Consider the following 21,866-nt stretch of genomic DNA (forward strand, 5'->3'; position numbering starts at 1 on the left):
GTAGACAACGACCGGGTTGCGACTCGACCCGACGGCGGGTCGAGACCGGTCGCGTGGTCGCTCGAACGATGTCAGGACCCACCTCGAAGACGACGGTCGGAGCGCTCCGGAAGACGACGGACTCGTCGTTCGTCTCCGCTGTACTGACGTGGCTCGCGTGGTCGCTGTTCGCCGCGAGCGTCGCCGTCCTCGTCGCCCGACTCCGACTCGGCGCCTCGTGGGAGGTGCCCGGCGCGGTCGCCGTCGACGGACTGACCGTCCTGCTGTGGACCGTCGTCACGTTCTTCAGCGGGATCGTCCACAGCTACTCCCGGCGCTACATGGCCGGGAGCGCCCACGAGACCGACTTCTTCCTCGGGATCTTCTCATTCACGCTCGCCGTGATGGCGCTCGTCGCGGCCGACCACCTCACGCTGTTCTGGCTGTGCTGGCTGGCGATGGGACTCTTGATGGCCCGGCTCATCGGGACCGTCGACGGCTGGCCGCAGGCCCGCGCGGCCGCGAGCGTCGCCCGGCGGCACTTCCTCGCGAGCAGCGCGCTCCTCGGCGTCGCCCTAGCGACGCTGTGGCGGGCGACCGAGGCGACGACGATCTCGGGTATCGCCGCGAGTGCGGACGGGCTCGGCGGCCCCGCGCTGCTCGTCGCCGGGGGCGCGCTCGTCCTCGCGGCGATGATCCAGTCCGCCCTCGTCCCGTTCCACGGGTGGCTGCTCTCCTCGATGACCGCTCCCACGCCCGCGTCGGCGCTGATGCACGCCGGCTTCGTCAACGCCGGCGGCATCCTCCTGACCCGCTTCGCGCCCGTCGTGACGGCCGAGACCGGGCTCATGCTCGCCCTCGTGGTCGCGGGCGCCGCGAGCGCCCTCGGCGGGAAGCTGCTCAAGACCGTCCGGTCGGACGTCAAGGGCGAACTAGGCTGCTCGACCGTCGGGCAGATGGGCTTTATGATCGTCCAGACCGGGCTCGGCTTCTTCGCCGCCGCCGTGACGCACCTCGTGTTACACGGGTTCTACAAGGCGTACCACTTCCTGAGCGCGGGCGACAAGGTCGAGCGCACGGCCCCGACGGAGACCGAGTCGGAACTCGGGGGAACGGGCGTCGCGGGTGCGGCCGTCGTGTTGCTGACCGGGCTCGCCGGCGGCGCGACGTTCGCGGTCCTGACGGGGAAGGGAACGAGCCTCGACAGCGGGCTGCTGCTCGCCGGGTTCGTCACGCTCACAACGCTCCACGCGGCCCGGAGCGCCGTCCGGCAGACCGGTCTGTCGACGGCGGCCCGCTACGGCGCCGTCCCGCTGGTGGCGCTCCCGGCCATCGCCGTGTACGCGCTCGCGTACGAGGCCGTCTCGGGGCTGCTCGCCGGGCTCCCCGTCGTCTCGGCGCCGACCGAACTGACAGCGCTCCACGCGCTCGTCGGCGTCGCCTTCCTCGCGGCGTACGTCGCGATCGAGACCGGCGTCTACGAACGGAGCGAGCGCCTCTACGTCGCCCTGCTGAACGCGGGGCAGCCCGCCCCGGAAACCGTCCTGACCGCCACGGAGGAATACGATGAACGCTGAATCCACCACCGAAGACGACGCAGACGCTATCGAGACGGCCGCGACCGCCGTCGGGTCGGTCTGGCCGGTCCACTCGTTCGTGACCGCGAACCCCCTCGCCGGCTTCGAGGACCGGCCGTTCGACGAGGCCGTGAGTCGGGCGGCGGACCTTCTCGGCGGCCGCGGCTACCCGCGGGCGGCGACGTTCCGGACGGCCCTCGACGAGGGGCGGATCGACGCCGACCTGCTCGACGAGACCCTGACCGACCGCGGCTACGAGGCCGGTCCCGAAGCCCTGCTGGACCGGCTGGAATCCGCCGAGGGGACGGACGAACCGAGCGACGCCGGCGCCGCGACGCGCCCGGATTCCGACGCCGAGCGCGTCGACCGCGTGCTGACGAAGTGGCTGTCGGCCTTCCTCGACGAGGGGCGGGCCGAGTGGTCGATGCCGAACCGCGAGGCGGGGTTCTACGACGCGTTCCGGTCGGTCGCCCAGCACGACGACGAGATCCCCGATCGGGGGCTCGCAGCCGACCTCCCGGCGTCGCCGACGGCGGCCGTCGAGTCCGCGCTGGAGCCGTATCCCGACGACCGGTGGCAATCGATCTTCGAGGCGCAGTTCGCCGCGCTCCCCGGGTGGACCGGGCTGCTCAAGCGCCGCGCCGACGACGGCGGCGCGTGGCAGTCCGCGTACCCGATCACGCTGACCGGGTACCTCGCGGCCCGGCTCGCGCTGGCGGACGCCTTCGGTGTCGACCTCGCCCCGCCGGCCGAGTCCGACGGCCCGGTCGTCGGCGCGGAGGACGAGATCGCGGCAGCGTTCCTGAGCGCGTGGGAGGCGACGTACCGCGACGCGCTCGTCGAGCGGGTCGCGGCCCAGAGCGAGGCCCGCCACGGCGAGCGCGGGGCCCGCGCGGACGGCGGCGCGTCCGGACGCCCGGACGCCCAGCTGGTCTTCTGTATCGACACGCGCTCGGAGGTGATCCGTCGGCACGTCGAGGCGACAGGGGACTACGAGACGCACGGCTACGCCGGCTTCTTCGGCGTCCCGATGGAGTACCAGGGGTACGACGACGACGTGTCGATCGACGCCTGTCCCCCGATCCTCGACCCGCAGTACCGCGTCGCCGAGGTCCCGACGGACGACGGCGCGCGGGCGAGCCGCGACCGCTGGGCGCGCGCTCGCGAGGCCGCGGGCGAGGCGATCGAGACGCTCCGCTCGAACCCCGCGACCGCCTTCAGCTTCGTTGAGGGCGCCGGCAGCGGCTACGGGCTCGCGCTCGCGGCGCGCACGCTCCTTCCCGCCCGGGTGTACGACCTGCTCTCGACGACCGACGACGCGGTTCCGGGCGATCACGAGTTCTGCGAACCGGGCGTCCACCGGCGGGACGGCGCTCCCGGAGCGCTTCCGACCGGTCTGACTCGCGACGAGAAGGTCGAGTACGCCGCGACCGCGTTCGAGCTGATGGGGTGGGAGGAGTTCGGTCGCCTCGTCGTCTTCACGGGCCACGCGGCCGAGACGGCGAACAACCCCCACGACTCCAGCCTGGACTGCGGTGCCTGCGCCGGCAACCCCGGCGGCCCGAGCGCCCGCGTCCTCGCGGCGATCTGTAACGACCCCGAAGTGAAGACGGGACTGCGCGAGCGCGGCCACGACGTGCCCGACGACACCGTCTTCCTCGCCGCCGAACACAACACGACGACCGACGAGATCGAGCTGTACGACGGGGACGTACCGGACTCGCACGCGGCGGACCTCGAACGGCTGCGCGCGGACCTCGACGCCGCCCGCGAGGCGGCAGCCGCCGAGCGGGTCGGACCGGCGGGCGAGGCCGACTCGGCCGGACCCGGGGGCGCGGCGGGCGTGCGCGAGGCGGAACGGCGGGCCGCAGACTGGGCCGAGACGCGCCCCGAGTGGGGGTTGGCCGGAAACGCCGGCTTCGTCGTCGGGCCCCGGCCGCTGACGAGCGACCTCGACCTCGACGGGCGCGCCTTCCTCCACTCGTACGACTGGGCGACCGACCCCGACGGAACGGCGTTGGAGGCGATACTGACGGGCCCGATGGTCGTCACCCAGTGGATCAACGCGCAGTACTACTTCTCGACGGTCGACAACGCCGCGTACGGCAGCGGGTCGAAGGTGACCCACAACCCGGTCGGCAACGTCGGCGTCTATCAGGGCAACGGCGGGGACCTGATGACCGGCCTTCCGCTCCAGTCGCTCATGGCCGACGCCGACACGGCGTACCACCAGCCGCTGCGGCTCTCGACGGTCCTCCACGCGCCCGTCGACCGCGTCACCGATATCCTCGCCGACAACGAGGCGGTGGCCGGACTGCTGGACAACGACTGGCTCTCGCTGACGGTCGTCGACCCGACGCGGGACCACCGCGCGTTCCGCTACGAAGAGGACTTAGAATGGACGCCGGCGCCCGCGGCGGCCGAAGCGCGCCCCGGAACGGCGACGACGCCGGCCGTCGCCGACGACTGAGATCGGTTCGCCACGGAACCCGGCGAGCGGAGCAAGCGCGGCCGCCCACGCGACGGCGCCGAGAGCCACGCCTGTTTCGTCTCGATCCGGAAGGACACAGCACAGGGAGAGCGTCCCGCTCGGCGACGCGTTCTCAGCGGGCGGGCGACGGTACGTGGTGGGCGTCCCCGGACCGAGTGATCTCGGTCAGTACAGCAGTTCGTCGTCGTTCTCGATCATGTACAGCGACCGGGCGGCGATGTTGACCGCGTGGTCGCCGACCCGTTCGAGGTCGCGGATCGTGAGGAGCAGCCGCGAGACGTTCTGCATGGTACCCTCCACGTCCTCGTCTTCGCGGAGCTCGTCGCGCTCGATGAGGTCGCGGACGGCGAGGTCGCTCGCGGCCTCGCAGGCGACGTCGACTTCGTCGTCCGACTCGGCGACGGCGTAGCAGCGCTCTGCGTCAGACTCCGCGTACGCGTCCATCGCCTCGTCCAGCATCGCCAGCGTGTCGTCGCCGATGCGCTGGACGTCGACGTCGGGGAACACCTCGCGGTCGGCCCGCTTGGCGTACTCGCCGAGGTTCGTCGCCAGGTCTGCGATCCGTTCGAGGTCGGTGATGATCTTGAACGAGGCCGCGATGAACCGCAGGTCCCCGGCCACCGGCTGCTGGAGCGCGATGAGGTCCGTACACTGTCCCTCCAGTTCGAGGTAGAGGTCGTTGATCTCGGCGTCGCCGGCGATCACCTCTTCGCCCAACTCCTCGTCCTGCTGTTCGAGCGCGTCGAGCCCCATCCGCAGGCGCTCGGCGACGACCTCGCTCATGTAGAGGACGTCGTCGCGGAGGTCTTCGAGCTTCGTCTGGTACTGTTCGCGTGGCATCTTGGCAGATCCGCCACGCCCGACGCACAAAAACACGTCGGCGGCCGGTTCCCGAACGCGGCAGCCGGGCGATCGACGAATGACCGAGCGGAGCGACGAGGGAGCGGCCGCGACGACACCGACGCGTCGGCAGCGGTCACGACCCCGCGTGACTCGGACGGTACCGGACGGGTTCGGCCGGTGACGGACTGGTTCGACCGGTAGCGGAGCCTCGGTCGAAGCGTTCAAACCCCGCGGCGACGACGGCTCGGATATGCAGAGCTTGGAAGACTTCGTCGTCGACGAGAACGAGGAGGCGCTCGCGCCCGCGGTGGTGCTCGCGACGATCGCGCTCCTCGCGGTGTTCGTCGTCGGAATCCTGGTCTCCGCGGTCGGGCTCGTCGCCTGACCCGTCCCGGCCGTTCGGGCAGGAGGACTCCGTCAGAAGCACCCCCGCGCCACGGCGTTTTTTGTGCCCGCGGCCGGGCGGGACGGTATGGACCGCCGGATACTCGCCGACCTCCTCGGCCGCAACGACGACCACGTCGCCGCTCTCCCTCCCGACGTTTTCGACAGCCACCGCGACGGCCAGCGCCCCGGCGTGGTCTCCGTCTGCTGTTCCGACTCGCGCGTGTCACAGGAGGGGATGTTCGCCGTCGACGAGCCGGGGTTCCTCTTCACATCCGGCGCCATCGGCAACAAAGTGAGCGCGCTCGTTGACGGCGAGCGCGTCCTCGACGGGAGCGTGGCGTACCCGCTCCGGCACACCCACACCGAGGTCCTCGCCGTGGTCGGCCACACCGGGTGCGGCGCGGTCGGCGCCGCGCTCGCGGCGGCGCGCACCGGCGAGTTCCCGGCCGAACCGGGCGTCCGCGCCGCCGTCGAGGCGCTGCTGCCGATCGTCGAGGCCGGGCTCGACGACCCGGCCGTCGTCGGCGAGGGTGACGGCGAGGCGGTCGACGGCACGACCGACGAGGACGCCGAGAGCGACGCCGGTGTCTCGGTCCGCGACCGGCTCGTTGAGTACAACGTTCACGAGCAGGTCGCGTTCGCCCGCGGCAGCGACGAGGCGGCCGACGCGACCGTGTACGGCTTCGTGTACGATCTCCACGGCGTCTACGGCGACCGTGACGGCGTCGCCTACCTCGTCAACGCCGACGGCGAGCGCGACCCGGCGGCGCTGCGCGACCTCGTCGGCGCGTCGCACGACGACCACGTGGCGACACTCCTGTAGCGCGAGGGGCTCCAAGCCGCCGAGATCGGGAGGCACCGGGACGCCAAGGGCGAGGGGATCGCATCCGACAACCGTTTCACGGCGACGCCCGAATGGGGTTCAAATGGACCGACGCGTCCTGTTCGCGACGCTGATCCTGCTGGCCGGCGGCGCGACCGGGGTGGGCGTGGCGCTGTTCGCGTTCGTCGGCGTCGACGACGCCACCACCGAGACGACGATCGTCTGGGAGTCCGGGCCGGCGCCCGGCGACGACGGCAGCGGCGCGGCGGTCGCGACCGTCGACGGCGAGCCGCTCCTCTTCCGCCCCGCGGCCGAGGACGGGTCGCGGGTCGTCCGCGCGACGGCCGTCGGGACCGACGAGACGCCTTGGTCGGTCCCGGTCTCCGGCCCGGACGCGGAGCGCGGCGGCGGGGACGCCGGCGACACGAACGGCTCCGACGGCGACGGCCCGGTCGGCGTCAGCGGGCTCACCGCGGGCACCCTCGCCGGCGACCCGGTCGTCGCGCTCACGACGGCGCCGGGGGAGCTCGTCGTCCTCGACGCCGCCGACGGGACGGAGCGGTTCGCGGTCGACCTCGGCGGTCCGAGCGGGGTCCGCCCCGCGATCGGCGACCTCACCGGCGACGGAAGTCGGGAGGTGGCCGCGGTCACGACCGACGGGGGCGTTCGGGTCGTCGACGCCGCGGGCGACTCGGTCGCCGAGGCCTCGCTGGCGGGCGAGATCAGCCGCCGACCGCTCATCGTCGAACCGGACGCTGAGGCCAACGAGCGGGGCGGACTCGCGGTGCTGACGACCGCGGGCGCCCCCGCGACGGTCCACATGCTCGACGCGAGCGGCGGGACGCGATGGACGACCGAGCCGACCGTGAATCCGCTGAGCTGGAACGCGGCGGACAGCCGGGACGGGCCAGTCCTCGCGCTCGGCGGCGCCAACGGGAACATCGAGACGCTGGAGACGAGCGACGGCTCGGACCGGTACGAGGTCGGCCTTCAGGATCTCCCGGTCGCGATCGGCGATGCGGACCCCGGACGGGTGTACGTCGGCGGCTCCGGGAGCGTCTGGGCCGTCGACCTCCTCGACGGCGAGGTCGTCTGGAAACAGCAGTACGGTGCCTCGACCCGGATCAACGAGCCGCGCATGGGCGACGTCGACGGCGACGGCGAACTCGCGCCCGTGGTGGTCAACCGCGACGGCGAGGCCCTCGCGATGACCCAACAGGGCGAGGTAACCGCCCGGGGCGGTCCCGCCGAGGTCGTCGCGTACGGCGGTCCCCTGTTCGCCGACGTCACCGGCGACGGCGGTGACGAGGTGATCGTCGTCGCGGACGACGGGACCGCGATCGCGGTCGACACGTGATTCCGGGAGCGGCGCTCGGCGACAGTTTATACCGGCAAGGCAGAGCAAAACCAACCGACTGCGCCGCGCTCAGCGCGAATATTCACCGGAAACGCGGTGTGTCGCGTGAGCGGTAGCTCTGTGCGGGATCGGACAGCGGAGAAACGGTAGACGCCCCGCGAGCAGCCGCGTCAGTGAGATTCGTCCTCGTACACCCACGCGGCGGTGTCGAGGTCGTAGTCGACGAGCTCCTCGTCGTCGAAGAACAGGTCGATCTCGCGCTCGTTCGCGCCCTCGTCCTCGTGGTCCGACGCGTGGATCACGTTGTGGCCGAGGTCTAAGCCGAAGTCGCCGCGGATCGTGCCCGGGGCGGACTCGGCGGGGTCGGTCTCGCCGACCATCGCGCGGACCTGCCGGGTCGCGTCCGCGCCCTCCCACACCATCGCGAAGACGGGGCCGGAGGTAATGAACTCGACGAGGCCGTCGAAGAACGGCTTGTCCTCGTGTTCACCGTAATGGTTCTTCGCGAGATCCTCGTCGAGCTGGACGAACTTCCCGGCGACGAGCTTGAGCCCGCGCTCCTCGAAGCGGGAGACGATCTCGCCGATGAGACCGCGCTGGACGCCGTCGGGCTTCACCATCACGAAGGTGCGCTCGTCGTGGTGGCTCACTGCTCGTCGCCTCCGGCCCGGTGACCCTCCTCGGTCCACTCGACGTCGCGCGCCTCGCGGCCGAGGAAGTAGTTCTTCTCCGCCTTCGAGTCGACGAAGTGGAGGATCTGTCCGTCCTTCTTCACGTACATCGTGCCCGTGCCGGGCTCGATCTCCTCACCGCTGTAATCGCAGGTGCGTGTCTCGACCATTGGTTATCGGCCTCCGATGGAGTCGGCGTCGCGCTGGGTCTCCCGCAGCTGGAGCACGTCGCCCAGACGGACGGGACCCAGGACGTTCCGGGTGATGATCCGGCCCTGGTTCGATCCCTCTTGGATGCGGCACTTGACCTGCATGGCCTCGCCGTGCATCCCGGTCTTGCCGACGACCTCGATGACCTCCGCGGTCGTCGAGTCGCCGGTGCCCTCTTCTGCGCTCATGGGAGGTTATCGGAGCTCCGCGACCTTCTCGCCGATGTCCTCGACGTCGTCGTCGGCGTCGCCGGCGTCGACGACGGCGGCGGCGGCCGAGCCGACCTCGAGGCCGGCGGCCTGCCCGACCTCGTCCTGCGTGTCGACGAAGGCGACGGGGATCCCCTTCTCCTCGGCGAGCTCGGGGAGGTGCATCACGATCTCCTCGGGGGAGACGTCCTCGGCGACGATGACGAGGTCGGCGTTGCCGCGCTCGACGGCCTTGGTGGTCTCGTTGGTTCCTTTCTTCACGGTACCGGTGTCTCGGGCGACCTCGAGCGCTTCGAGGGATCGCTCCGCGAGGTCCGCCGGGGTGTCGTAGTCTACGTAAACGGGCATATGTTGTTCACCTATCCTCCGTGCGGGCTCGCGTGCCCGTCCCGTGGTCGGTCCCTAACGGAACGGCACATCATCAACCCCACAGAGGCTGTGCCCCGTGGTAGTCAGGACATCCATAAAAGCGCTTTCAATGTCTCGCGCGTGTGCGAGCGGGAGTCACGGGGCGAGATCGCGGGCAGGACCGGCCGTACCGCGGTCGCCGTCGCACCGCCCGCGGCGGACCCGGCGACACTCCGCGCTTTTTATGCGTCGCTCGCCCCTCAGTCGACTCGACGAATGGTCCGCCTCGTTCACTACTCCGACATCGAGAACGTCTTCGACGCCCCCGAGCGAGCGGCGCGCCTCGCCGGCCGGATCCGAGCGCTCTCGGGCCCCGACGCCGCGGTCGTCGGCACCGGCGACACGACCGCGCCGGGCGTCCTCTCGCTGGTCGCGACGGGCAGGCAGGTCCTCGACTTCTACGAGGTGACTGACACCGCCCTCGACACGTTCGGCAACCACGAGTTCGACTACGGTCCCGACCCGCTCCGCGGCCTCGTCGCCGACTCGCCCGCGACGTTCGTCTCCGCGAACGTCCGCGGCGAGGCCGGCGAGCCGTTCGGCCGCGACGAGGGCGTCGTCCCGTGGGCAACCCGCGAGGTCGACGGCGAGACGGTCGGGTTCGTCGGCGTCACCGACCCCGCGACGGACTCGCTTAACCCCATGGCCGCCGACCTCTCGTTCGACGACTCCGTCTCGGCCGCGCGCGACGCGCTGGCCGAGATGCGCGCCGCGGTCGCCGAGCGCGAGAGAGGCGGGGGCGGCGACGAGGGCCTCAATCACGTCGTCGTCCTCTCGCACCTCGGCGCGGGCGACGACGACCTCGCCCGCGAGCTCGACGTCGACGCGATCGCCGGCGGCCACGTCCACAGCCGTCGGAACGAGGTCGTCGACGATACCCTGCTCGTCCGACCCGGCGTCAACGGCGAGGCGGTGGCCGAGATCGACCTCGATTCCGAGCCGCCGACCGCGACGCTCCACGAGCCCGACGGGGCCGACCCCGCGCCGGGGCTCGCCGACGCGCTCGCCGAGCGGATGGCCGCGGCCGACCTCGACGAGACCGTCGACACCGTCGACCGACCGATAGAGCGGTCCGGCGACGTGGTCCACGGCGGGGAGTGCCGCGTCGGCAACTTCGTCGCGGACGCGTTCCGGTGGATCCACGACGCCGACGTGGGGCTGTCGAACGCGGGCGGGCTCCGCCAGGGCGACCCGTGGACGGGCGACGTGACGAAGGCCGACCTGATCAGCCTGATCCCGTTCGAGGAGCCGGTGGCGCTCGCGTCGGTCACCGGCGCGGAGCTCAGCGACGTGTTCCGCGAGATGGCCGCCCCCGACGTGGACTTCGGCGAGGACGACTGGTGGCACGGCCACGTCTCGAACGCCCGCGTCGTCTGGGACGACGACGCCGAACTGGTCTTAGAAGCCACCGTCGGGGGCGAGCCCATCGACCCGGACGCGCGCTACACGGTCGCCGTCTCGGAGTACCTGCTCCACTCCGAACACGAGTACCCGACGCTCGGCCAGCGTCATCGGGTCGACGAGGCGGACATCCAGTACGAGGTGTTGGCCGCTTACGCCCGCGAACACGGGATCGCCCCCGAAATTGAGGGACGGATCGAGATCCGGAACCGGGCCCCCGCGGCGGACGACGACTGAACGAGCGGCGACGGGCGGGCGGTCGGGATGCGAGTGTCGGATCGCGTCTCGAAGCGGCGAGTCCGGCGTCACGGCCCCGGTAGGTTCGGTCGGGTCACCGAGAGAGAGTTTAACACTGTTTGTTTCGTGTGTACATATAGCACATGGACGCGCTTGACGAGGTGCTCGGGAAGTACGCGACGAGCCAGAAGCTGATGGATCACATCAGGTACACCGCCGAATCGCTGAGCATGGAATTCGACGGCTGGGGCGAACAGTACGTGAGCGGTCCCAGTCTCTACGTCCTCATCGTCGCCGAGGTGAACTTCGCCGACTACACCGACCCCCTCGGCGACAACGAGTGGCCGGTCGACCGGTGCCGCGTTGTCACGGAGTCGCGTGATATGTTCACGAAGGTCGCCCGGGACGTGGCGTTCAGTCGAGACGGGGCCGTCATCGTGACCGGCGACGGTACCGTTCAGCGACAGATGGTGCGGGTCCGGAACCCCTCTCGCGGCGAGATCGAAGACGTCGACGGCCTCGAGTTCCCCGGCTGGATGGGGACCAAACACATGAGCGCCTTGGAGACGTCGCTCCGCGACGACGTCCTCTGGGGAATCACGCTCAGCGAGGAGGACGGACGCGTTACGACGTTCCTGAACGGTACGTACCAGGACTACCCTCGCGACGAGATCGGGGGGCGGTGGCGACCCGAGACGTAGGCGGACGCCCCACTGAGCGACGACCGCGAGGTTTCGGCGGGACCGTGCGCGTCCGTCGCCGCCCCGGCTACTCGAGGCCGACCTCGACGTCGCGCTGGAGTCCGGCCGCCTTCACCGTGTTGTACAGCAACATCGCGCGCGTCATCGGCCCGACGCCGCCGGGGACCGGCGTGATAGCGCCCGCGACTTCCTCCGCCGACTCGTAGTCCACGTCGCCCACCAGCTCGTACCCCTTCTCGGTGTCGGCGTCGACGCGGTTGATCCCCACGTCGATCACGGTCACGCCCTCTTTGAGGCTTGAGCCGTCGACGAACTCGGGGATGCCGGCGGCCGCGACGACGATGTCCGCGTCGGCCAGTTCCCCCTCTAGGTCTTCGGTTCGGGAGTGGCAGACGGTCGTCGTCGCGTTGCCGGTCGGGGACTTCTGTATCAGCAGGTTCGCCATCGGCTTGCCGACGATGTCGGAGCGGCCGACGACGACCGCGTCCGCGCCCTCCGTCTCCACGTCGTAGGCGGCGAGCAGCTTCTGGACGCCGTGGGGGGTACAGGGCTTGAACCGGGCGTCGCCCGCGACGAGGCGGCCGACGTTCTCCGGGTGGAAGCCGTCAACGTCCTTCTTGGGGGCGATCCGCCGGAGGACGGTCCGCTTGTCCACGTGGTCCGGGAGCGGGAGCTGGACCAATATCCCGTGAACGTCGTCGTGGTCGTTGAGGTCGTCGATCGTCTCGTACAGCCGCTCGGCGGGCGCGTCCGCGTCGATCTCGACATGGAAGCTCTCGATGCCCACCTCCTCGCAGTCGCGCTGTTTCATCGAGACGTACGTCTCGCTGGCGGGGTCGTCGCTCATCAGCACCGTGGCGAGGCCCGGCTCGACCCCGGAGTCGGACAGCCGCGACACCTCGTCGGCGACCGCGTCTCGCACGTCCGCCGCGACCGCCTCCCCGTCGATGATCTCCGTCATGAGCGATTCTCGTCGTCCCCGCGGTAAAAGTGAACCGGGATCATGCGTATCGAGTCTCCCATAACTCTCAGGTTATACGCATATGTGGATCAACTACTCCGGGAACAGCTCTTCCTCGCGCTCGACGGCGTCGATCGCGGCGACCTCCGCGTCGGTCAGTTCGAGGTCGGCCGCCGCGAGGTTGGCGCGGAGGTGGGCCTCGCTCGACGCCTTCGGGATCGTCACCACCGGCTCCTTCGCGGCCGCCCACGCGATCGCGACCGCCTCGGGCGTCGCGTCGTGCGCCTCGGCGACCGCGGCGACGGCGTCGATCTCGCGCACCCGACCGCCAGCGAGCGGCGAGTAGGCGACGACCGGATACCCGTGTTCGCGGGCGTGACCGAGTAGCTCGGGTCGGAGGAACAGCGGGTGGAGTTCGGTCTGGTGGGCCGCGGGCGGCCGTCCGAGAACCTCGATCGCGCGGTCGAGGTCCGCGACCTCGAAGTTCGAGACGCCGACGTTCCGCACGAGTCCGTCGTCGCCCACGCGGTCGATGGCGGGCAGTGTCGTCTCGGGGTCGTAGTCGCCGCGAGGGCGGTGAACGTACAGCAGGTCTATCGCGTCGACGCCGAGCCGGTCCGCGCTCTCGCGGGCCGCGGGCGCGACCGCGCCGGCCGCGAGGTCGTCTGTCCAGAGCTTCGTCGCGACGGTCACGTCGCCGCGGTCGAGGTCGCCGTCGGCCAGCCCGGCGGCGAGCCCGTCGCCCACGACCGCCTCGTTGTCGTAGATCCGAGCGGTGTCGAGGTGGCGGTAGCCGACGGAGACCGCCGTCGCGACCGCACCCGGATCGTCGATCCCCATCGTTCCGAGACCGACCGGCGGGAGGTCCATGTCGCGACGTGCGCGGGACGGGAACTAAAGGCTCTCGCCGTGAGAGCTGGACGGCGGGGCCGCGCTCGCGGCCGTGAGTTGACGCCAGCAGTTACGAGCGCGGCCCTCGTACGGACGCTCATGTTTCCCTCCCCCTTACACAGTCGTCGACGCGCCCGAGACGGAACTCGTCGCGTGAACCGTGACGGCTCGTCCCGTTGTCCTACCGGGGTTCACCGCGTCATCGACACCGACCGCTCGACGACCTCGTACCCCTGCGCGGCGAGCGCCTCGGCGTAGTACCGCTCGGCGACCCGCCCCTGCGGGAGCCGCCGGAGGCCGAACCGGCGCGTCGGTCGCAGTTCGAGGTCGACGACGGTCCCGCCGTCGGTCGTCTCGCGGACCGTCGCCGCGTACGAGGCCCACGGCCGACCGTCCGCCGTCCCCTCTATCTCGACCGTCGCGACCGGCGGGTGGTCGGAATCGCTCTCGCCGACCGCGGCGTCGTCGACCGCGTCCCTCCCGCTCACGTCGACGGAGAGGTCGAGCTCGACCGACTTGAGGCCGAGGAGATACGAGAACTCGTAGGTCGCGTCCGTCCCGGGCGCGCTTCTGTCGGTAGCGGCGTCGGTCGACGCTGCCGTGTCGGCGGCGCTCCGGACCTCGTCGGCGACGCCCCACTGGAACGCGAGGTTCGGCGGTCTCGCCGACCCGAACCGCCGGACGACCGCTCCGGGCGACGCGTCCGTCCGGAGGCGAGTCGAGCCGCGCCGTCGAAACACGGGCACGCGGAGCGCGACGACGATGACGGCGCCGACAGCCACGCCGGGCCAGAACGAGATGGCGACGACCGCCGCGAGAAACGCGACGACGACGAGCAGCGCGAGGGTCCAGCCGACGGCGCGCTCCGCCCGGCGGTAGCGAGCGACGACGGACCGCACGTCCGATGCGTCTGTGTCGAGGGGCTGACTCGCGGAGGGCGAGGGCATCGCCCGCGCTTCGGGGACCGATCACATGTCCGTTTTGATCGCGCGGCCGTCGCGAGTCACACGCCGAATCAGATCCCGCCGTCGGCGTCGGGCGGCGCTCGCCCGCAGATGCTCACGAGGTCGTGGAGGTCGTCGATCTCGTAGGTCGGGTGGCAGTCCAGTTCGGTCGACCGGCGGTGAGGGCGGCGGAGGAACGCGGAGTCGATTCCCGCGTTGTCGGCCGCGCGCACGTCCGACTCGTTGTCGCCGACGAACAGCGCCGTCTCGGCGCCGAGGTCCTCGAGGGCGCGCTCGATGTAGTACGGCGAGGGCTTCTTCCGCGAGAGGCTGGCCACCGAGGGGTCGCGGCCGTACGCGACCTCGAAGTGGTCCGCGAGCCCGAAGTGGTCCAAGAGCGCGTCGACGGTCGCCTGCTGGTTCGAGGAGACGACGCCGAGGGAGGCGTCCAGCGCGCGGACGACGTCCACGTCGTCGTACGGCGTCTTCTGTCCCTCCCGGGCGGCGTCGATCTGCGCCGCCGACGCGACCTCGTCTCTGACCCGCCAGAACTCCGCCGGGTCGACGCCGTAGCGCTCGCAGATGTCGGCCAGGGTGGCGGGGTCGACCCCGACGGCGACGTCGTCGACGTGGGCGAGGTCCGGGTCCTCGACGCCGAGGCTCACGAAGGCGTCCCAGGCGGCCTCGCGGAGCGTGTCGAACGGCGTCCGCCCGACCAACACCCCGTCGTTGTCGAAGACGACGGCGTCGTACACGCATCGCCGTGGGTGGGTAACGGGCAAAAAGGTTTCACACGTCGGCCGGTCGGTGCCTCAGACGCCGAAGAGCCGGAGGAAGAGCCCGGCGAGCAGCGCCAGCGCACCGACGATCACGCCGACGAAGGGGATCGGTACCGGGAGCGGGATCACGATCAGCGCGACGCCGACGGCGATCAGCGCGGTCGAGAGCCTCACGGGATCGCTTCGCCGTCGACGCTCAAATACCTTCAGGCGGATTGCGCGTGGCCGACGACCGCCCCCGGCGAGCGCGATAACTCCCGCACTTTCAATACCCGTCCCGTCGAACTCTCAGAACGGACCATGAACATCTCTGATATCGCAGTGCCGGAATACGTCGAGGTCGACGTCGACGAGCGTCTCGCCAAGGTCCGTTCTATCTTCGAGCGAGAGAACCCGAAGGGGATCGTCGTCGTCGAGGACGGCGAGTACGCCGGGGTCGTCGGGGAGAAACAGCTCATGCGCTCGCGCATGGAGGACGACACGAAGGTGTCGGCGGTGATGAAGCCGGCGCCCTCCGTCGACCGTCACGAGGACGTCCGCGAGACCGCCCGGCTCCTCGTCGAGGGCGACGTGAAGATCGCGCCCGTCTACGAGGGCGAGAAGCTCTTCGGTATCGTCACGGTCGACCAGATCCTCGAGGCCGTCCTCGACAGCCTCGACGCGATCACCGTCGGCCAGATCGCCACCGAGGACGTGATCGGCATCGGTGAGACCGAGAGCGTCGGGCGCGCCATCAACCGCCTCCGCGAGAACGGCGTCTCCCGACTGCCGGTCCTCGGCGACGACGGCGACCTCGTCGGCGTCGTCACCACGAACGACATCGTGGAGTTCGTCGTCCGCGACCAGGAGCGACAGGGCAGCGGCGACCGCGCGGGCGACATCGACCGGATGCTCGACATCCCCGTCTACGACATCATGTCGAGCCCCGTCGTCACCGCGCGGAACGCCGAGACCGCCCAGGCGGTCGTCGAGCGCATGTTCGACAACGACGTCTCCGGGCTCGTCGTCACGCCCGAGGGCGTCGACACCGTCGCCGGGATGGTGACGAAGACCGACGTGTTGCGCGCGCTCACGTTCACCGAACAGGATTCGATGGACGTCCAGATCACCAACGTCGACCTGTTGGAGGGGACCTCCCGCGAACACATCGTTGAGTCCATCGAGCAGGTCGCCGACAAGTACGCGGACATGCACGTCATCCACGCGCACGTCCGACTCCACGCGCACAAGGAGAAGCTCCGCGGCACGCCCCTGATCCAGTGTCAGATCCGCCTCCGCACCAACGAGGGTCAGGTCGGTGGCTCCGGCGAGGGGTACGGCGCCGAACACGCCTTCCACGTCGCGCTCGACAAGCTGGAGCGGAACGTCTTGGAGATCAAGGGCGTCAACGCTGACGAAGAATACCGCGGCCAGCTCCTCCGGAAGCTCGGCGACCTCTAAGTCGGTAGCGACCCGCGACGGCGGACGCGCGCTTCGCGTCGCCGTCGACAGACCCCGACCGCACCGCCGGGACGGGACCGTCTCCGGCGTGCGTTTCCGTCGCTGCGTCTCATTCTTCCCCGCCGATCACGCGTCCGAGCCCTCGGCGAGTCCGTCGCCGACGATCCGGAAGGTCGCGGTGTCGCCGGCCGGCTTCGACCGGTGCTTCTCGAGGGTGGCACGGCGGTTCCCACCGCGGTACCGGTCGACGCGCAGGATGGCCCCGGTCCAGTGGTTGAGGGTGTTCCCGCCGAGCGCGCGGTCGCGGTCGCCGTCCGGGTCGGTGAACACCTGGTTCGTGATGATCACAGCGATGTCGTGACGGCGGGCTAACGAGAGGAGGTGCGTCACCTGCTTCGCGACCTTCCGGAGCGACTCGCCGCCCTCGGTGTCACCGGCGCGCTCCAGCCGGTAGAAGCCCGTCGCGGAGTCCAACACGATCAGCTCGACCTCCTCGGCGAGCTCCTCGGCGTCGCGCACCGCCTCGCGCTGGTCGTCGAAGTCGTACGCCTCGGAGATCACGAGCCGCGAGGCGATCGAATCGACCGTCTCGTCGGTGTCCGGGTCGTCGGCGCGGCCCGCGGCCAGCTGCTCGAACCGATCGATCGAGAGCCCCTCGGTGTCGACGTAGAGGGCGCGGTCGCCGCCGGCCGCGACCTCCACCGCGGCCGCGAGCGCGAGGTTCGTCTTCCCGGCGGCCGGCGGCCCGTACACCTGCGTGACGACGCCGCGCTCGAAGCCGCCGCCCAACAGCTCGTCGACCGGGCGACAGCCGGTCGGGATCGGATCGCTCACTGTGAAGTGATCCGCCCGCGCTCGTATTTAAACGGTCGATCGCGTCGCCGTCGGGAGAGCGCCGTCCCACATCGAAATGAGTCACTCCCCGTCGGAGAGAGCCGGCGCTCGTCGGGGTGTGATAAGTGTGAGAGAAACGGAGATAGGCGCCATTCGCGTCGAACGACGGCCGAAATCCGGTAGTGCGTGCGGACGCGCCGTCCGCTACGTGGGGGTTAGTTGCGGACGAGGTTCGTCGCGCGGGGTCCCTTGGGGGACGATTCGATGTCGAATTCCACTTCCTGACCCTCCTCGAGGTCCGGGCCGCCGACGTCTTCCATGTGGAAGAACACGTCTTCGTCGTCGTCGAGGTCGCCGTCGTCAGTCGAGATGAAACCGTAGCCGCCAGTGTCGTTGAAGAAATCAACCTTACCGTTTGCCATTGCGAATAAACGTACAGCCCGTTCGGGGATAACCCTTGCGAGGGCCACGGTACCACGGAGGTTCCGGACGTTCGTCTATCGGGGATGTTCCGTGTACGGCCGTCTCTCAGGGGCGTCTCGCCGGTCTGCGGCGGTCGCGGTCGTGTTCACCGCGCGCAACCAGCCGCGGGGTTCATTTACGAGCGACTACGTAGTTCGGGCAACGACATGGAGCGCCGCCACTTCCTCCGATCGCTCGCCGCCACCGGAACCGCCGCCGGCGCGACCGCCACGGCCGGCTGCGCCGGCGTCCTCGGCGACTCCGGCGACGACGGGACGATCCTCGGCCCGCCGGAACAGAATCGCGGCGAGCCGGTCCACCCGATCCACGGCGACGAGATGCCCGAGTTCACCGTTCCCGACCCGATCGCGGGCGAGGAGATATCGACGACGCAGTTCGAGGGCGAGCGCGCGTTCCTGTGGACGTCCTTCTACACCAACTGCCCCGACGGCGTCTGTCCCGCGCTCATCCTCCGGCTGCGGCGCGCGCAGGAGGTCGCCGCCGATCCGACGGGAACGAATCCGAAGTATCCGATCTTGCCGTCGTGGATTCGAGAGATCATCGGTCCGGGTCCGTACAGTGACGAGGTCGCCTTCCTCCCGACCACGTTCGACCCCGAGCGTGACACAACAGAGGCGCTCCGCGAGTACGCCGCCCAGCAGGGCGTCGACCTCGACGCGGGCAACTGGCACTTCCTTCGTCCCGAGAGCTACGAGCGGGCGCAGGAGTTACACGACGAACACTTCGGACTCAAGATCGAGAAGACGGGCGGCGAACAGTACGAGAACCTGGAGTACGCGTTCCCGCACTACGGGCTCATCCTGCTCGTCAACAAGCGAGGAATCGTCGAGCGGGCGTACCCAAGGGGCCCGGCCACCGACATCGAACGGCTCGTCGACGACGTCCAACGGGTGGTCACGGCGTGAGGCGACGACACCTGCTAGCCGGACTCGCGAGCGTCGGCGTCCTTGGCGGAGCGGGGGCCGTCGCGACGGGTGGAGTACCCGCCGCGCTCGGTGGCGGTGACGCCTCCGAGTCGATCAGACCGGTGACGCTCGACACGGTCGACGCGCCGGGCAGTCGCGACGGAGAGGTGACGCTTCCCGCACCCGACCGACCCACGTTCATTGATTTCTTCGCGACGTACTGTAACCCCTGCGTCGACCAGATGCCCGACCTCGCCGAGGCGCACGACAGGCTCGGCGACGAGGTGCTGTTCGTCTCGGTGACTCCGGAGGACGTCGGCGGTTTGGTGAGCGAGGAAAAAGTGGTCGACTGGTGGCGGGAGAACGACGGCGACTGGCTCGTCGCGGCGGACGTGTCGGCCGAACTCGCGGCGCGGCTGAACGTCGGCGGGTATCCGAGCGCGCGCGCCATTGACGCCTCTGGGCGCGTCCGCTGGGCCACGTCCGGGACCCACACCACCGAGGAGTTCATCGAGGGTATACGGCAGGCGCTCGACGGATGACGGGGCGACCCGACTCATGACCGACGTCTCGCTTGCGACAAACGTCCCGCTGGCCGTGACCGCGGGTGTGACAACGTTCTTCTCGCCGTGCGCGTACCCGCTCCTGCCGGGATACGTGGGCTTCTACGTGAACTCCGTCGACGCCGACTCCGCGTCCGTCGTCGGGGCGGGGGCTCGAGGGATCGCGGCCGCGGTCGGCGTGTTAGCGACGTTCGCGCTGCTCGCGGGCGCGACCGTCCGGATCGGCTACTCGACGCTGTCGAACATCACGGTGTTCGAGACGCTCGTCGGCGGGCTGCTGATCGCCTTCGGACTGCTCGTGGTTTCCGGGCGCGCGCCGTCGATATCCGTGCCGCTGCCGGAGCGGCGGTCGAGCGTGTTCGGGTTCGGCGTCTTCGGCGCGGGGTACGCGCTGGCCGGCGCCGGCTGTGTGGCCCCGGTGTTTCTCAGCGTCGTCGCCCGGGCGATCGCGCTTCCGTCCGAGACGGCGGTACTCCTCCTCGGCGTCTACGCCGGAACTGTCGCCGTCCTGATGGCCGCGACGACCGTCGCGACGGGCGTCGGTCTCGTCAGCAACGCCAACCGGGTGATGAACCACGCGGGACTGCTGAAGCGGATCGCGGGCGCCGTGATGATCGTCGCGGGGATCGGCCAGCTGTACCTCTCGCTGGTCGTGTACTGAGGCCGGACTCGTCTCCCGAACACGGACGGGCCGCGTCTCGCTCCCCGAAACGGGTCCCGTAGATTCTTAACCGATACAGCGGAACTTCCGTACAGCCGAACCGATCGGTTCGGTCCCCGTATCATGAACCTAGACGAGTTCACCGCCGCGAACGCACCGACCGACAGCGCGGAACCGTTCCAGGGCGAGAACAGCTACACCCTAGACGTCGATGTCGACGGCACCGTCATGGCGAAGGCCGGCTCGATGGTGGCGTTCACGGGCGACGTGTCCTTCACCGGGAAGGCCTCCGCGGAGGGCGGTATCACCGGGTTCCTCAAGGAGGCCGCTACGAGCGAAGGAACGCCGATCATGGCCGTCGAGGGGCAGGGCCACGTTTACTTCGCCGACGACGGCAAGAAGGTCCAAGTCGTCGAACTCGACGCCGGCGAGTCGATCACGGTCAACGGCGAGGACGTGCTCGCCTTCGAGGAGTCGCTCTCCTACGAGATCAACACGATCGACAGCCTCGCTGGCGCGCTCGCCGGGGGCTTCAGCAACGTCTACCTCGAGGGGCCGGGCTACGTCGCGATCACCACCCACGGCGACCCGATCGTCCTCGAACCGCCGGTGTCGACCGACCCGAGCGCGACCGTCGCGTGGAGCGGCACGTCGCCGGACGTGGAGGTCAACCGCAGCCTCTCGGACATGATCGGCCAGGAGTCGGGCGAGCGCTACCAGATGCGCTTCGACGGCTCCGGCGGCTTCGTCGTGGTCCAACCGCGAGAAGAGCACGCCTGAGGCGAGGCCGCCGCGGACCGAACGGCCGGCGGCGACCCGGATCGGGCGACGCTTCCGGACCGCCCTACCGCGCCGCCAGCCAGCCGGCGAAGTCGCCGGTGAGGAAGCCGACGTAGTCGACGACGCCGAGGTACAGCACGACGACCACGACGATCAGGATCGGGACCCGGACCGCCCAGATCCAGACTGCGTCGAGGCCGGCGCCGTCAGCGATCCCCTTTCTGAGCTCCTCGCGGCCGACGTCCGGGATCACCCAGCCGACGAACAGCGCGAGCAGCAGCGAGCCGAGGACGAGCAGGATCCCGTCCGCGAGCCCGTCGTACAGGCCGAGGAAGATCGAGTCGATCGTGACCGGGACGCCGAGCAGGAAGACGGCGGCTCCGAGCGCGGCCGACGCGGGCACCCGGGCGACACCGACCTCGTCGATGAGGTAGGAGACGAGCACCTCGAGGATACTGATCGCGGAGGAGAGCGCGGCGATCCCGACCATGCCGAAGAAGACGACGCCGAGGACTCGGCCCGCGGGGATGCCCGCGAACGCGGCGGTGAGGCTCACAAAGATCGTCCGCGGGCCGCCGGCGCCCGGTTCGATCCCGATCGAAAAGAGGACGGGGAAGACGACGAAGCCGACGAGGACGGCGACGAGCGTGTCCAGCGCCGCAATGATCCCGGCGTCGGCCGCGAGGTTCCGGTCCTCGCCGAGGTAGGAGGCGTACGTTATCATCACGCCCATCCCGAGCGAGAGGGTGAAGAACGCCTGTCCGGCGGCGGCGGGGAGGATCTCCGTCCAGTTCGCCGCGATCGTGCCGAAGTCGGGCGAGAGGTAGTAGGCGTACGCCGCGCTCGCGCCGTCGAGGGTGACCCCGTACGCGGCCAGTCCGACGAGCAGCACGAGGATGGCGGGCACCATCACCTTCACGCTCAGTTCGATCCCGCGCCTGACGCCCGCGGCGATGATCCCGACGACGAGCAGCATGAAGACGGCGTGGAAGACGAGCGCGTCGAGCCCGGTCGAGACCGACTCGTACAGCGCGTCCGCGGCCGTCGGGTCGGCGACGGTGAACCCCTCCGTGGCCCCGATGAGCGTGTACCGGAGGAACCAGCCCGCGACGACGCTGTAGTACGAGAGGATGACGAACCCGGTGACGACGAACAGCCACCCGACGGACGACCAGACGCCGCTCCCCAGCTCCCGGAGCGCGCCGACGGGGTTCCGGTCGGTCCGGCGCCCGATGACGAACTCGACGAGGATCGCCGGGAACCCGATCAGCGCGACGAACGCCAGATAGGTGATCAGAAACGACGATCCGCCGTACTGGCCGGTGATGAAC

At 70.1% G+C, this 21,866-nt stretch carries 25 protein-coding genes; 12 read left to right on the plus strand and 13 right to left on the minus strand.

Annotated elements, in window-relative coordinates; translation table 11 throughout:
• Window positions 1–68 precede the first annotated feature (68 nt).
• Both B9G38_RS00295 and B9G38_RS00300 read left to right on the plus strand, forming a co-directional pair.
• A complete protein-coding gene (locus B9G38_RS00295) occupies window positions 69–1,556 on the plus strand; it encodes a proton-conducting transporter membrane subunit (RefSeq protein WP_086219100.1) in 1,488 nt (495 codons plus the stop codon).
• Window positions 1,546–4,026 carry a DUF2309 domain-containing protein gene (locus tag B9G38_RS00300; RefSeq protein WP_086219101.1) on the plus strand — a complete coding sequence of 827 codons (2,481 nt, stop codon included), beginning with the start codon at window positions 1,546–1,548 and terminating at the stop codon, window positions 4,024–4,026. The genes B9G38_RS00295 and B9G38_RS00300 overlap by 11 nt, the downstream gene beginning before the upstream one ends.
• Window positions 4,027–4,212: 186 nt before the next feature.
• Here B9G38_RS00300 and phoU read toward each other — a convergent pair whose 3' ends face one another.
• Window positions 4,213–4,887 (minus strand): phosphate signaling complex protein PhoU, encoded by a 675-nt coding sequence (phoU, locus tag B9G38_RS00305; protein WP_086219102.1) that lies wholly within the window; start codon window positions 4,885–4,887, stop codon window positions 4,213–4,215.
• 253 nt (window positions 4,888–5,140) lie between these two features.
• Between phoU and B9G38_RS18685 the strand changes: the two genes are divergently transcribed.
• The 3 genes from B9G38_RS18685 (at window position 5,141) to B9G38_RS00315 (ending at window position 7,457) form a co-directional block, all read left to right on the plus strand.
• Window positions 5,141–5,275 carry a hypothetical protein gene (locus B9G38_RS18685; RefSeq protein WP_254921774.1) on the plus strand — a complete coding sequence of 45 codons (135 nt, stop codon included), beginning with the start codon at window positions 5,141–5,143 and terminating at the stop codon, window positions 5,273–5,275.
• Between the two features lie 87 nt (window positions 5,276–5,362).
• Window positions 5,363–6,100 (plus strand): carbonic anhydrase, encoded by a 738-nt coding sequence (locus B9G38_RS00310; protein ID WP_086219103.1) that lies wholly within the window; start codon window positions 5,363–5,365, stop codon window positions 6,098–6,100.
• 103 nt (window positions 6,101–6,203) lie between these two features.
• Window positions 6,204–7,457, plus strand: coding sequence for a PQQ-binding-like beta-propeller repeat protein (locus tag B9G38_RS00315; protein WP_086219104.1), 1,254 nt, complete (start codon window positions 6,204–6,206; stop codon window positions 7,455–7,457).
• Between the two features lie 170 nt (window positions 7,458–7,627).
• Here B9G38_RS00315 and ndk read toward each other — a convergent pair whose 3' ends face one another.
• From ndk to rpl7ae, 4 genes are read right to left on the minus strand one after another with little or no spacing between them, the layout of a single operon-like run.
• A complete protein-coding gene (gene ndk, locus B9G38_RS00320; RefSeq protein WP_049930823.1) occupies window positions 7,628–8,107 on the minus strand; it encodes a nucleoside-diphosphate kinase in 480 nt (159 codons plus the stop codon).
• A complete protein-coding gene (locus tag B9G38_RS00325; RefSeq protein ID WP_049930824.1) occupies window positions 8,104–8,298 on the minus strand; it encodes a 50S ribosomal protein L24e in 195 nt (64 codons plus the stop codon). Before B9G38_RS00325 ends, ndk begins: the two co-directional genes overlap by 4 nt.
• 3 nt (window positions 8,299–8,301) lie before the next feature.
• Window positions 8,302–8,526 carry a 30S ribosomal protein S28e gene (locus B9G38_RS00330; protein WP_004595321.1) on the minus strand — a complete coding sequence of 75 codons (225 nt, stop codon included), beginning with the start codon at window positions 8,524–8,526 and terminating at the stop codon, window positions 8,302–8,304.
• Window positions 8,527–8,532: 6 nt separating this feature from the next.
• Window positions 8,533–8,895 (minus strand): 50S ribosomal protein L7Ae, encoded by a 363-nt coding sequence (rpl7ae, locus tag B9G38_RS00335; protein ID WP_006112392.1) that lies wholly within the window; start codon window positions 8,893–8,895, stop codon window positions 8,533–8,535.
• Window positions 8,896–9,171: 276 nt separating this feature from the next.
• Here rpl7ae and B9G38_RS00340 point away from each other — a divergent pair, with 276 nt between their 5' ends.
• Both B9G38_RS00340 and B9G38_RS00345 read left to right on the plus strand, forming a co-directional pair.
• Window positions 9,172–10,593 (plus strand): bifunctional UDP-sugar hydrolase/5'-nucleotidase, encoded by a 1,422-nt coding sequence (locus B9G38_RS00340; RefSeq protein WP_086219105.1) that lies wholly within the window; start codon window positions 9,172–9,174, stop codon window positions 10,591–10,593.
• 143 nt (window positions 10,594–10,736) lie between these two features.
• Window positions 10,737–11,294, plus strand: a complete 558-nt coding sequence (locus tag B9G38_RS00345; protein ID WP_086219106.1) for a diadenylate cyclase — start codon at window positions 10,737–10,739, stop codon at window positions 11,292–11,294.
• A gap of 67 nt (window positions 11,295–11,361) precedes the next feature.
• On the opposite strand, the gene B9G38_RS00350 is transcribed toward B9G38_RS00345, so the two are convergent.
• From B9G38_RS00350 to B9G38_RS18125, 5 genes are all read right to left on the minus strand, one after another.
• Window positions 11,362–12,255, minus strand: coding sequence for a tetrahydrofolate dehydrogenase/cyclohydrolase catalytic domain-containing protein (locus B9G38_RS00350; protein WP_086219107.1), 894 nt, complete (start codon window positions 12,253–12,255; stop codon window positions 11,362–11,364).
• Between the two features lie 93 nt (window positions 12,256–12,348).
• Window positions 12,349–13,125 carry an aldo/keto reductase gene (locus tag B9G38_RS00355; protein WP_049930830.1) on the minus strand — a complete coding sequence of 259 codons (777 nt, stop codon included), beginning with the start codon at window positions 13,123–13,125 and terminating at the stop codon, window positions 12,349–12,351.
• A 212-nt stretch (window positions 13,126–13,337) separates the two neighbouring features.
• Complete coding sequence (locus B9G38_RS00360; protein WP_049930833.1) at window positions 13,338–14,093, minus strand: hypothetical protein; 756 nt, start codon at window positions 14,091–14,093, stop codon at window positions 13,338–13,340.
• A gap of 68 nt (window positions 14,094–14,161) precedes the next feature.
• Window positions 14,162–14,845, minus strand: a complete 684-nt coding sequence (locus B9G38_RS00365; protein WP_049930835.1) for an HAD family hydrolase — start codon at window positions 14,843–14,845, stop codon at window positions 14,162–14,164.
• Window positions 14,846–14,902: 57 nt separating this feature from the next.
• The gene (locus tag B9G38_RS18125; RefSeq protein ID WP_169514831.1) at window positions 14,903–15,043 is read right to left on the minus strand and encodes a hypothetical protein; all 141 of its coding nucleotides are present in this window, start codon (window positions 15,041–15,043) and stop codon (window positions 14,903–14,905) included.
• A gap of 126 nt (window positions 15,044–15,169) precedes the next feature.
• On the opposite strand from B9G38_RS18125, the gene B9G38_RS00370 reads away from it, so the two are divergent.
• Entirely contained in the window at window positions 15,170–16,309 is a 1,140-nt protein-coding gene (locus B9G38_RS00370) for a CBS domain-containing protein (protein WP_049930836.1), read from the plus strand.
• A 126-nt stretch (window positions 16,310–16,435) separates the two neighbouring features.
• On the opposite strand, the gene radB is transcribed toward B9G38_RS00370, so the two are convergent.
• Together radB and B9G38_RS00380 are read right to left on the minus strand one after the other, a co-directional pair.
• Entirely contained in the window at window positions 16,436–17,143 is a 708-nt protein-coding gene (gene radB / locus B9G38_RS00375) for a DNA repair and recombination protein RadB (RefSeq protein ID WP_086219108.1), read from the minus strand.
• 215 nt (window positions 17,144–17,358) lie between these two features.
• Window positions 17,359–17,565 (minus strand): cold-shock protein, encoded by a 207-nt coding sequence (locus B9G38_RS00380; RefSeq protein WP_004595330.1) that lies wholly within the window; start codon window positions 17,563–17,565, stop codon window positions 17,359–17,361.
• 207 nt (window positions 17,566–17,772) lie between these two features.
• Between B9G38_RS00380 and B9G38_RS00385 the strand changes: the two genes are divergently transcribed.
• From B9G38_RS00385 to B9G38_RS00400, 4 genes are all read left to right on the plus strand, one after another.
• Window positions 17,773–18,531 (plus strand): SCO family protein, encoded by a 759-nt coding sequence (locus B9G38_RS00385; protein ID WP_086219109.1) that lies wholly within the window; start codon window positions 17,773–17,775, stop codon window positions 18,529–18,531.
• Window positions 18,528–19,073 (plus strand): TlpA disulfide reductase family protein, encoded by a 546-nt coding sequence (locus B9G38_RS00390; RefSeq protein ID WP_086219110.1) that lies wholly within the window; start codon window positions 18,528–18,530, stop codon window positions 19,071–19,073. The genes B9G38_RS00385 and B9G38_RS00390 overlap by 4 nt, the downstream gene beginning before the upstream one ends.
• A gap of 16 nt (window positions 19,074–19,089) precedes the next feature.
• Window positions 19,090–19,755 carry a cytochrome c biogenesis protein CcdA gene (locus B9G38_RS00395; RefSeq protein ID WP_004595333.1) on the plus strand — a complete coding sequence of 222 codons (666 nt, stop codon included), beginning with the start codon at window positions 19,090–19,092 and terminating at the stop codon, window positions 19,753–19,755.
• 123 nt (window positions 19,756–19,878) lie between these two features.
• Complete coding sequence (locus B9G38_RS00400) at window positions 19,879–20,535, plus strand: AIM24 family protein (protein WP_086219111.1); 657 nt, start codon at window positions 19,879–19,881, stop codon at window positions 20,533–20,535.
• 64 nt (window positions 20,536–20,599) lie between these two features.
• Here the strand turns inward: B9G38_RS00400 and B9G38_RS00405 are convergent.
• Window positions 20,600–21,866: sodium-dependent transporter (locus B9G38_RS00405; protein ID WP_198945642.1), on the minus strand; the 1,267-nt coding region annotated here is incomplete at its 5' end.

This window comes from Halorubrum sp. SD612 (assembly GCF_002135005.1).

Coding starts and splice junctions, on each gene's coding strand:
- B9G38_RS00340 (WP_086219105.1), top strand. CDS start 9,172: ATGGTCCGCCTCGTTCACTACTCCGACATCGAGAACGTCTTCGACGCC.
- B9G38_RS00300 (WP_086219101.1), top strand. CDS start 1,546: ATGAACGCTGAATCCACCACCGAAGACGACGCAGACGCTATCGAGACG.
- B9G38_RS00380 (WP_004595330.1), bottom strand. CDS start 17,565: ATGGCAAACGGTAAGGTTGATTTCTTCAACGACACTGGCGGCTACGGT.
- B9G38_RS00315 (WP_086219104.1), top strand. CDS start 6,204: ATGGACCGACGCGTCCTGTTCGCGACGCTGATCCTGCTGGCCGGCGGC.
- B9G38_RS00395 (WP_004595333.1), top strand. CDS start 19,090: ATGACCGACGTCTCGCTTGCGACAAACGTCCCGCTGGCCGTGACCGCG.
- phoU (WP_086219102.1), bottom strand. CDS start 4,887: ATGCCACGCGAACAGTACCAGACGAAGCTCGAAGACCTCCGCGACGAC.
- B9G38_RS00325 (WP_049930824.1), bottom strand. CDS start 8,298: ATGGTCGAGACACGCACCTGCGATTACAGCGGTGAGGAGATCGAGCCC.
- B9G38_RS00385 (WP_086219109.1), top strand. CDS start 17,773: ATGGAGCGCCGCCACTTCCTCCGATCGCTCGCCGCCACCGGAACCGCC.
- B9G38_RS00370 (WP_049930836.1), top strand. CDS start 15,170: ATGAACATCTCTGATATCGCAGTGCCGGAATACGTCGAGGTCGACGTC.
- B9G38_RS00330 (WP_004595321.1), bottom strand. CDS start 8,526: ATGAGCGCAGAAGAGGGCACCGGCGACTCGACGACCGCGGAGGTCATC.
- B9G38_RS00345 (WP_086219106.1), top strand. CDS start 10,737: ATGGACGCGCTTGACGAGGTGCTCGGGAAGTACGCGACGAGCCAGAAG.
- B9G38_RS00350 (WP_086219107.1), bottom strand. CDS start 12,255: ATGACGGAGATCATCGACGGGGAGGCGGTCGCGGCGGACGTGCGAGAC.
- B9G38_RS00355 (WP_049930830.1), bottom strand. CDS start 13,125: ATGGACCTCCCGCCGGTCGGTCTCGGAACGATGGGGATCGACGATCCG.
- B9G38_RS00360 (WP_049930833.1), bottom strand. CDS start 14,093: ATGCCCTCGCCCTCCGCGAGTCAGCCCCTCGACACAGACGCATCGGAC.
- B9G38_RS00295 (WP_086219100.1), top strand. CDS start 69: ATGTCAGGACCCACCTCGAAGACGACGGTCGGAGCGCTCCGGAAGACG.
- B9G38_RS18685 (WP_254921774.1), top strand. CDS start 5,141: ATGCAGAGCTTGGAAGACTTCGTCGTCGACGAGAACGAGGAGGCGCTC.
- B9G38_RS00310 (WP_086219103.1), top strand. CDS start 5,363: ATGGACCGCCGGATACTCGCCGACCTCCTCGGCCGCAACGACGACCAC.
- B9G38_RS00400 (WP_086219111.1), top strand. CDS start 19,879: ATGAACCTAGACGAGTTCACCGCCGCGAACGCACCGACCGACAGCGCG.
- rpl7ae (WP_006112392.1), bottom strand. CDS start 8,895: ATGCCCGTTTACGTAGACTACGACACCCCGGCGGACCTCGCGGAGCGA.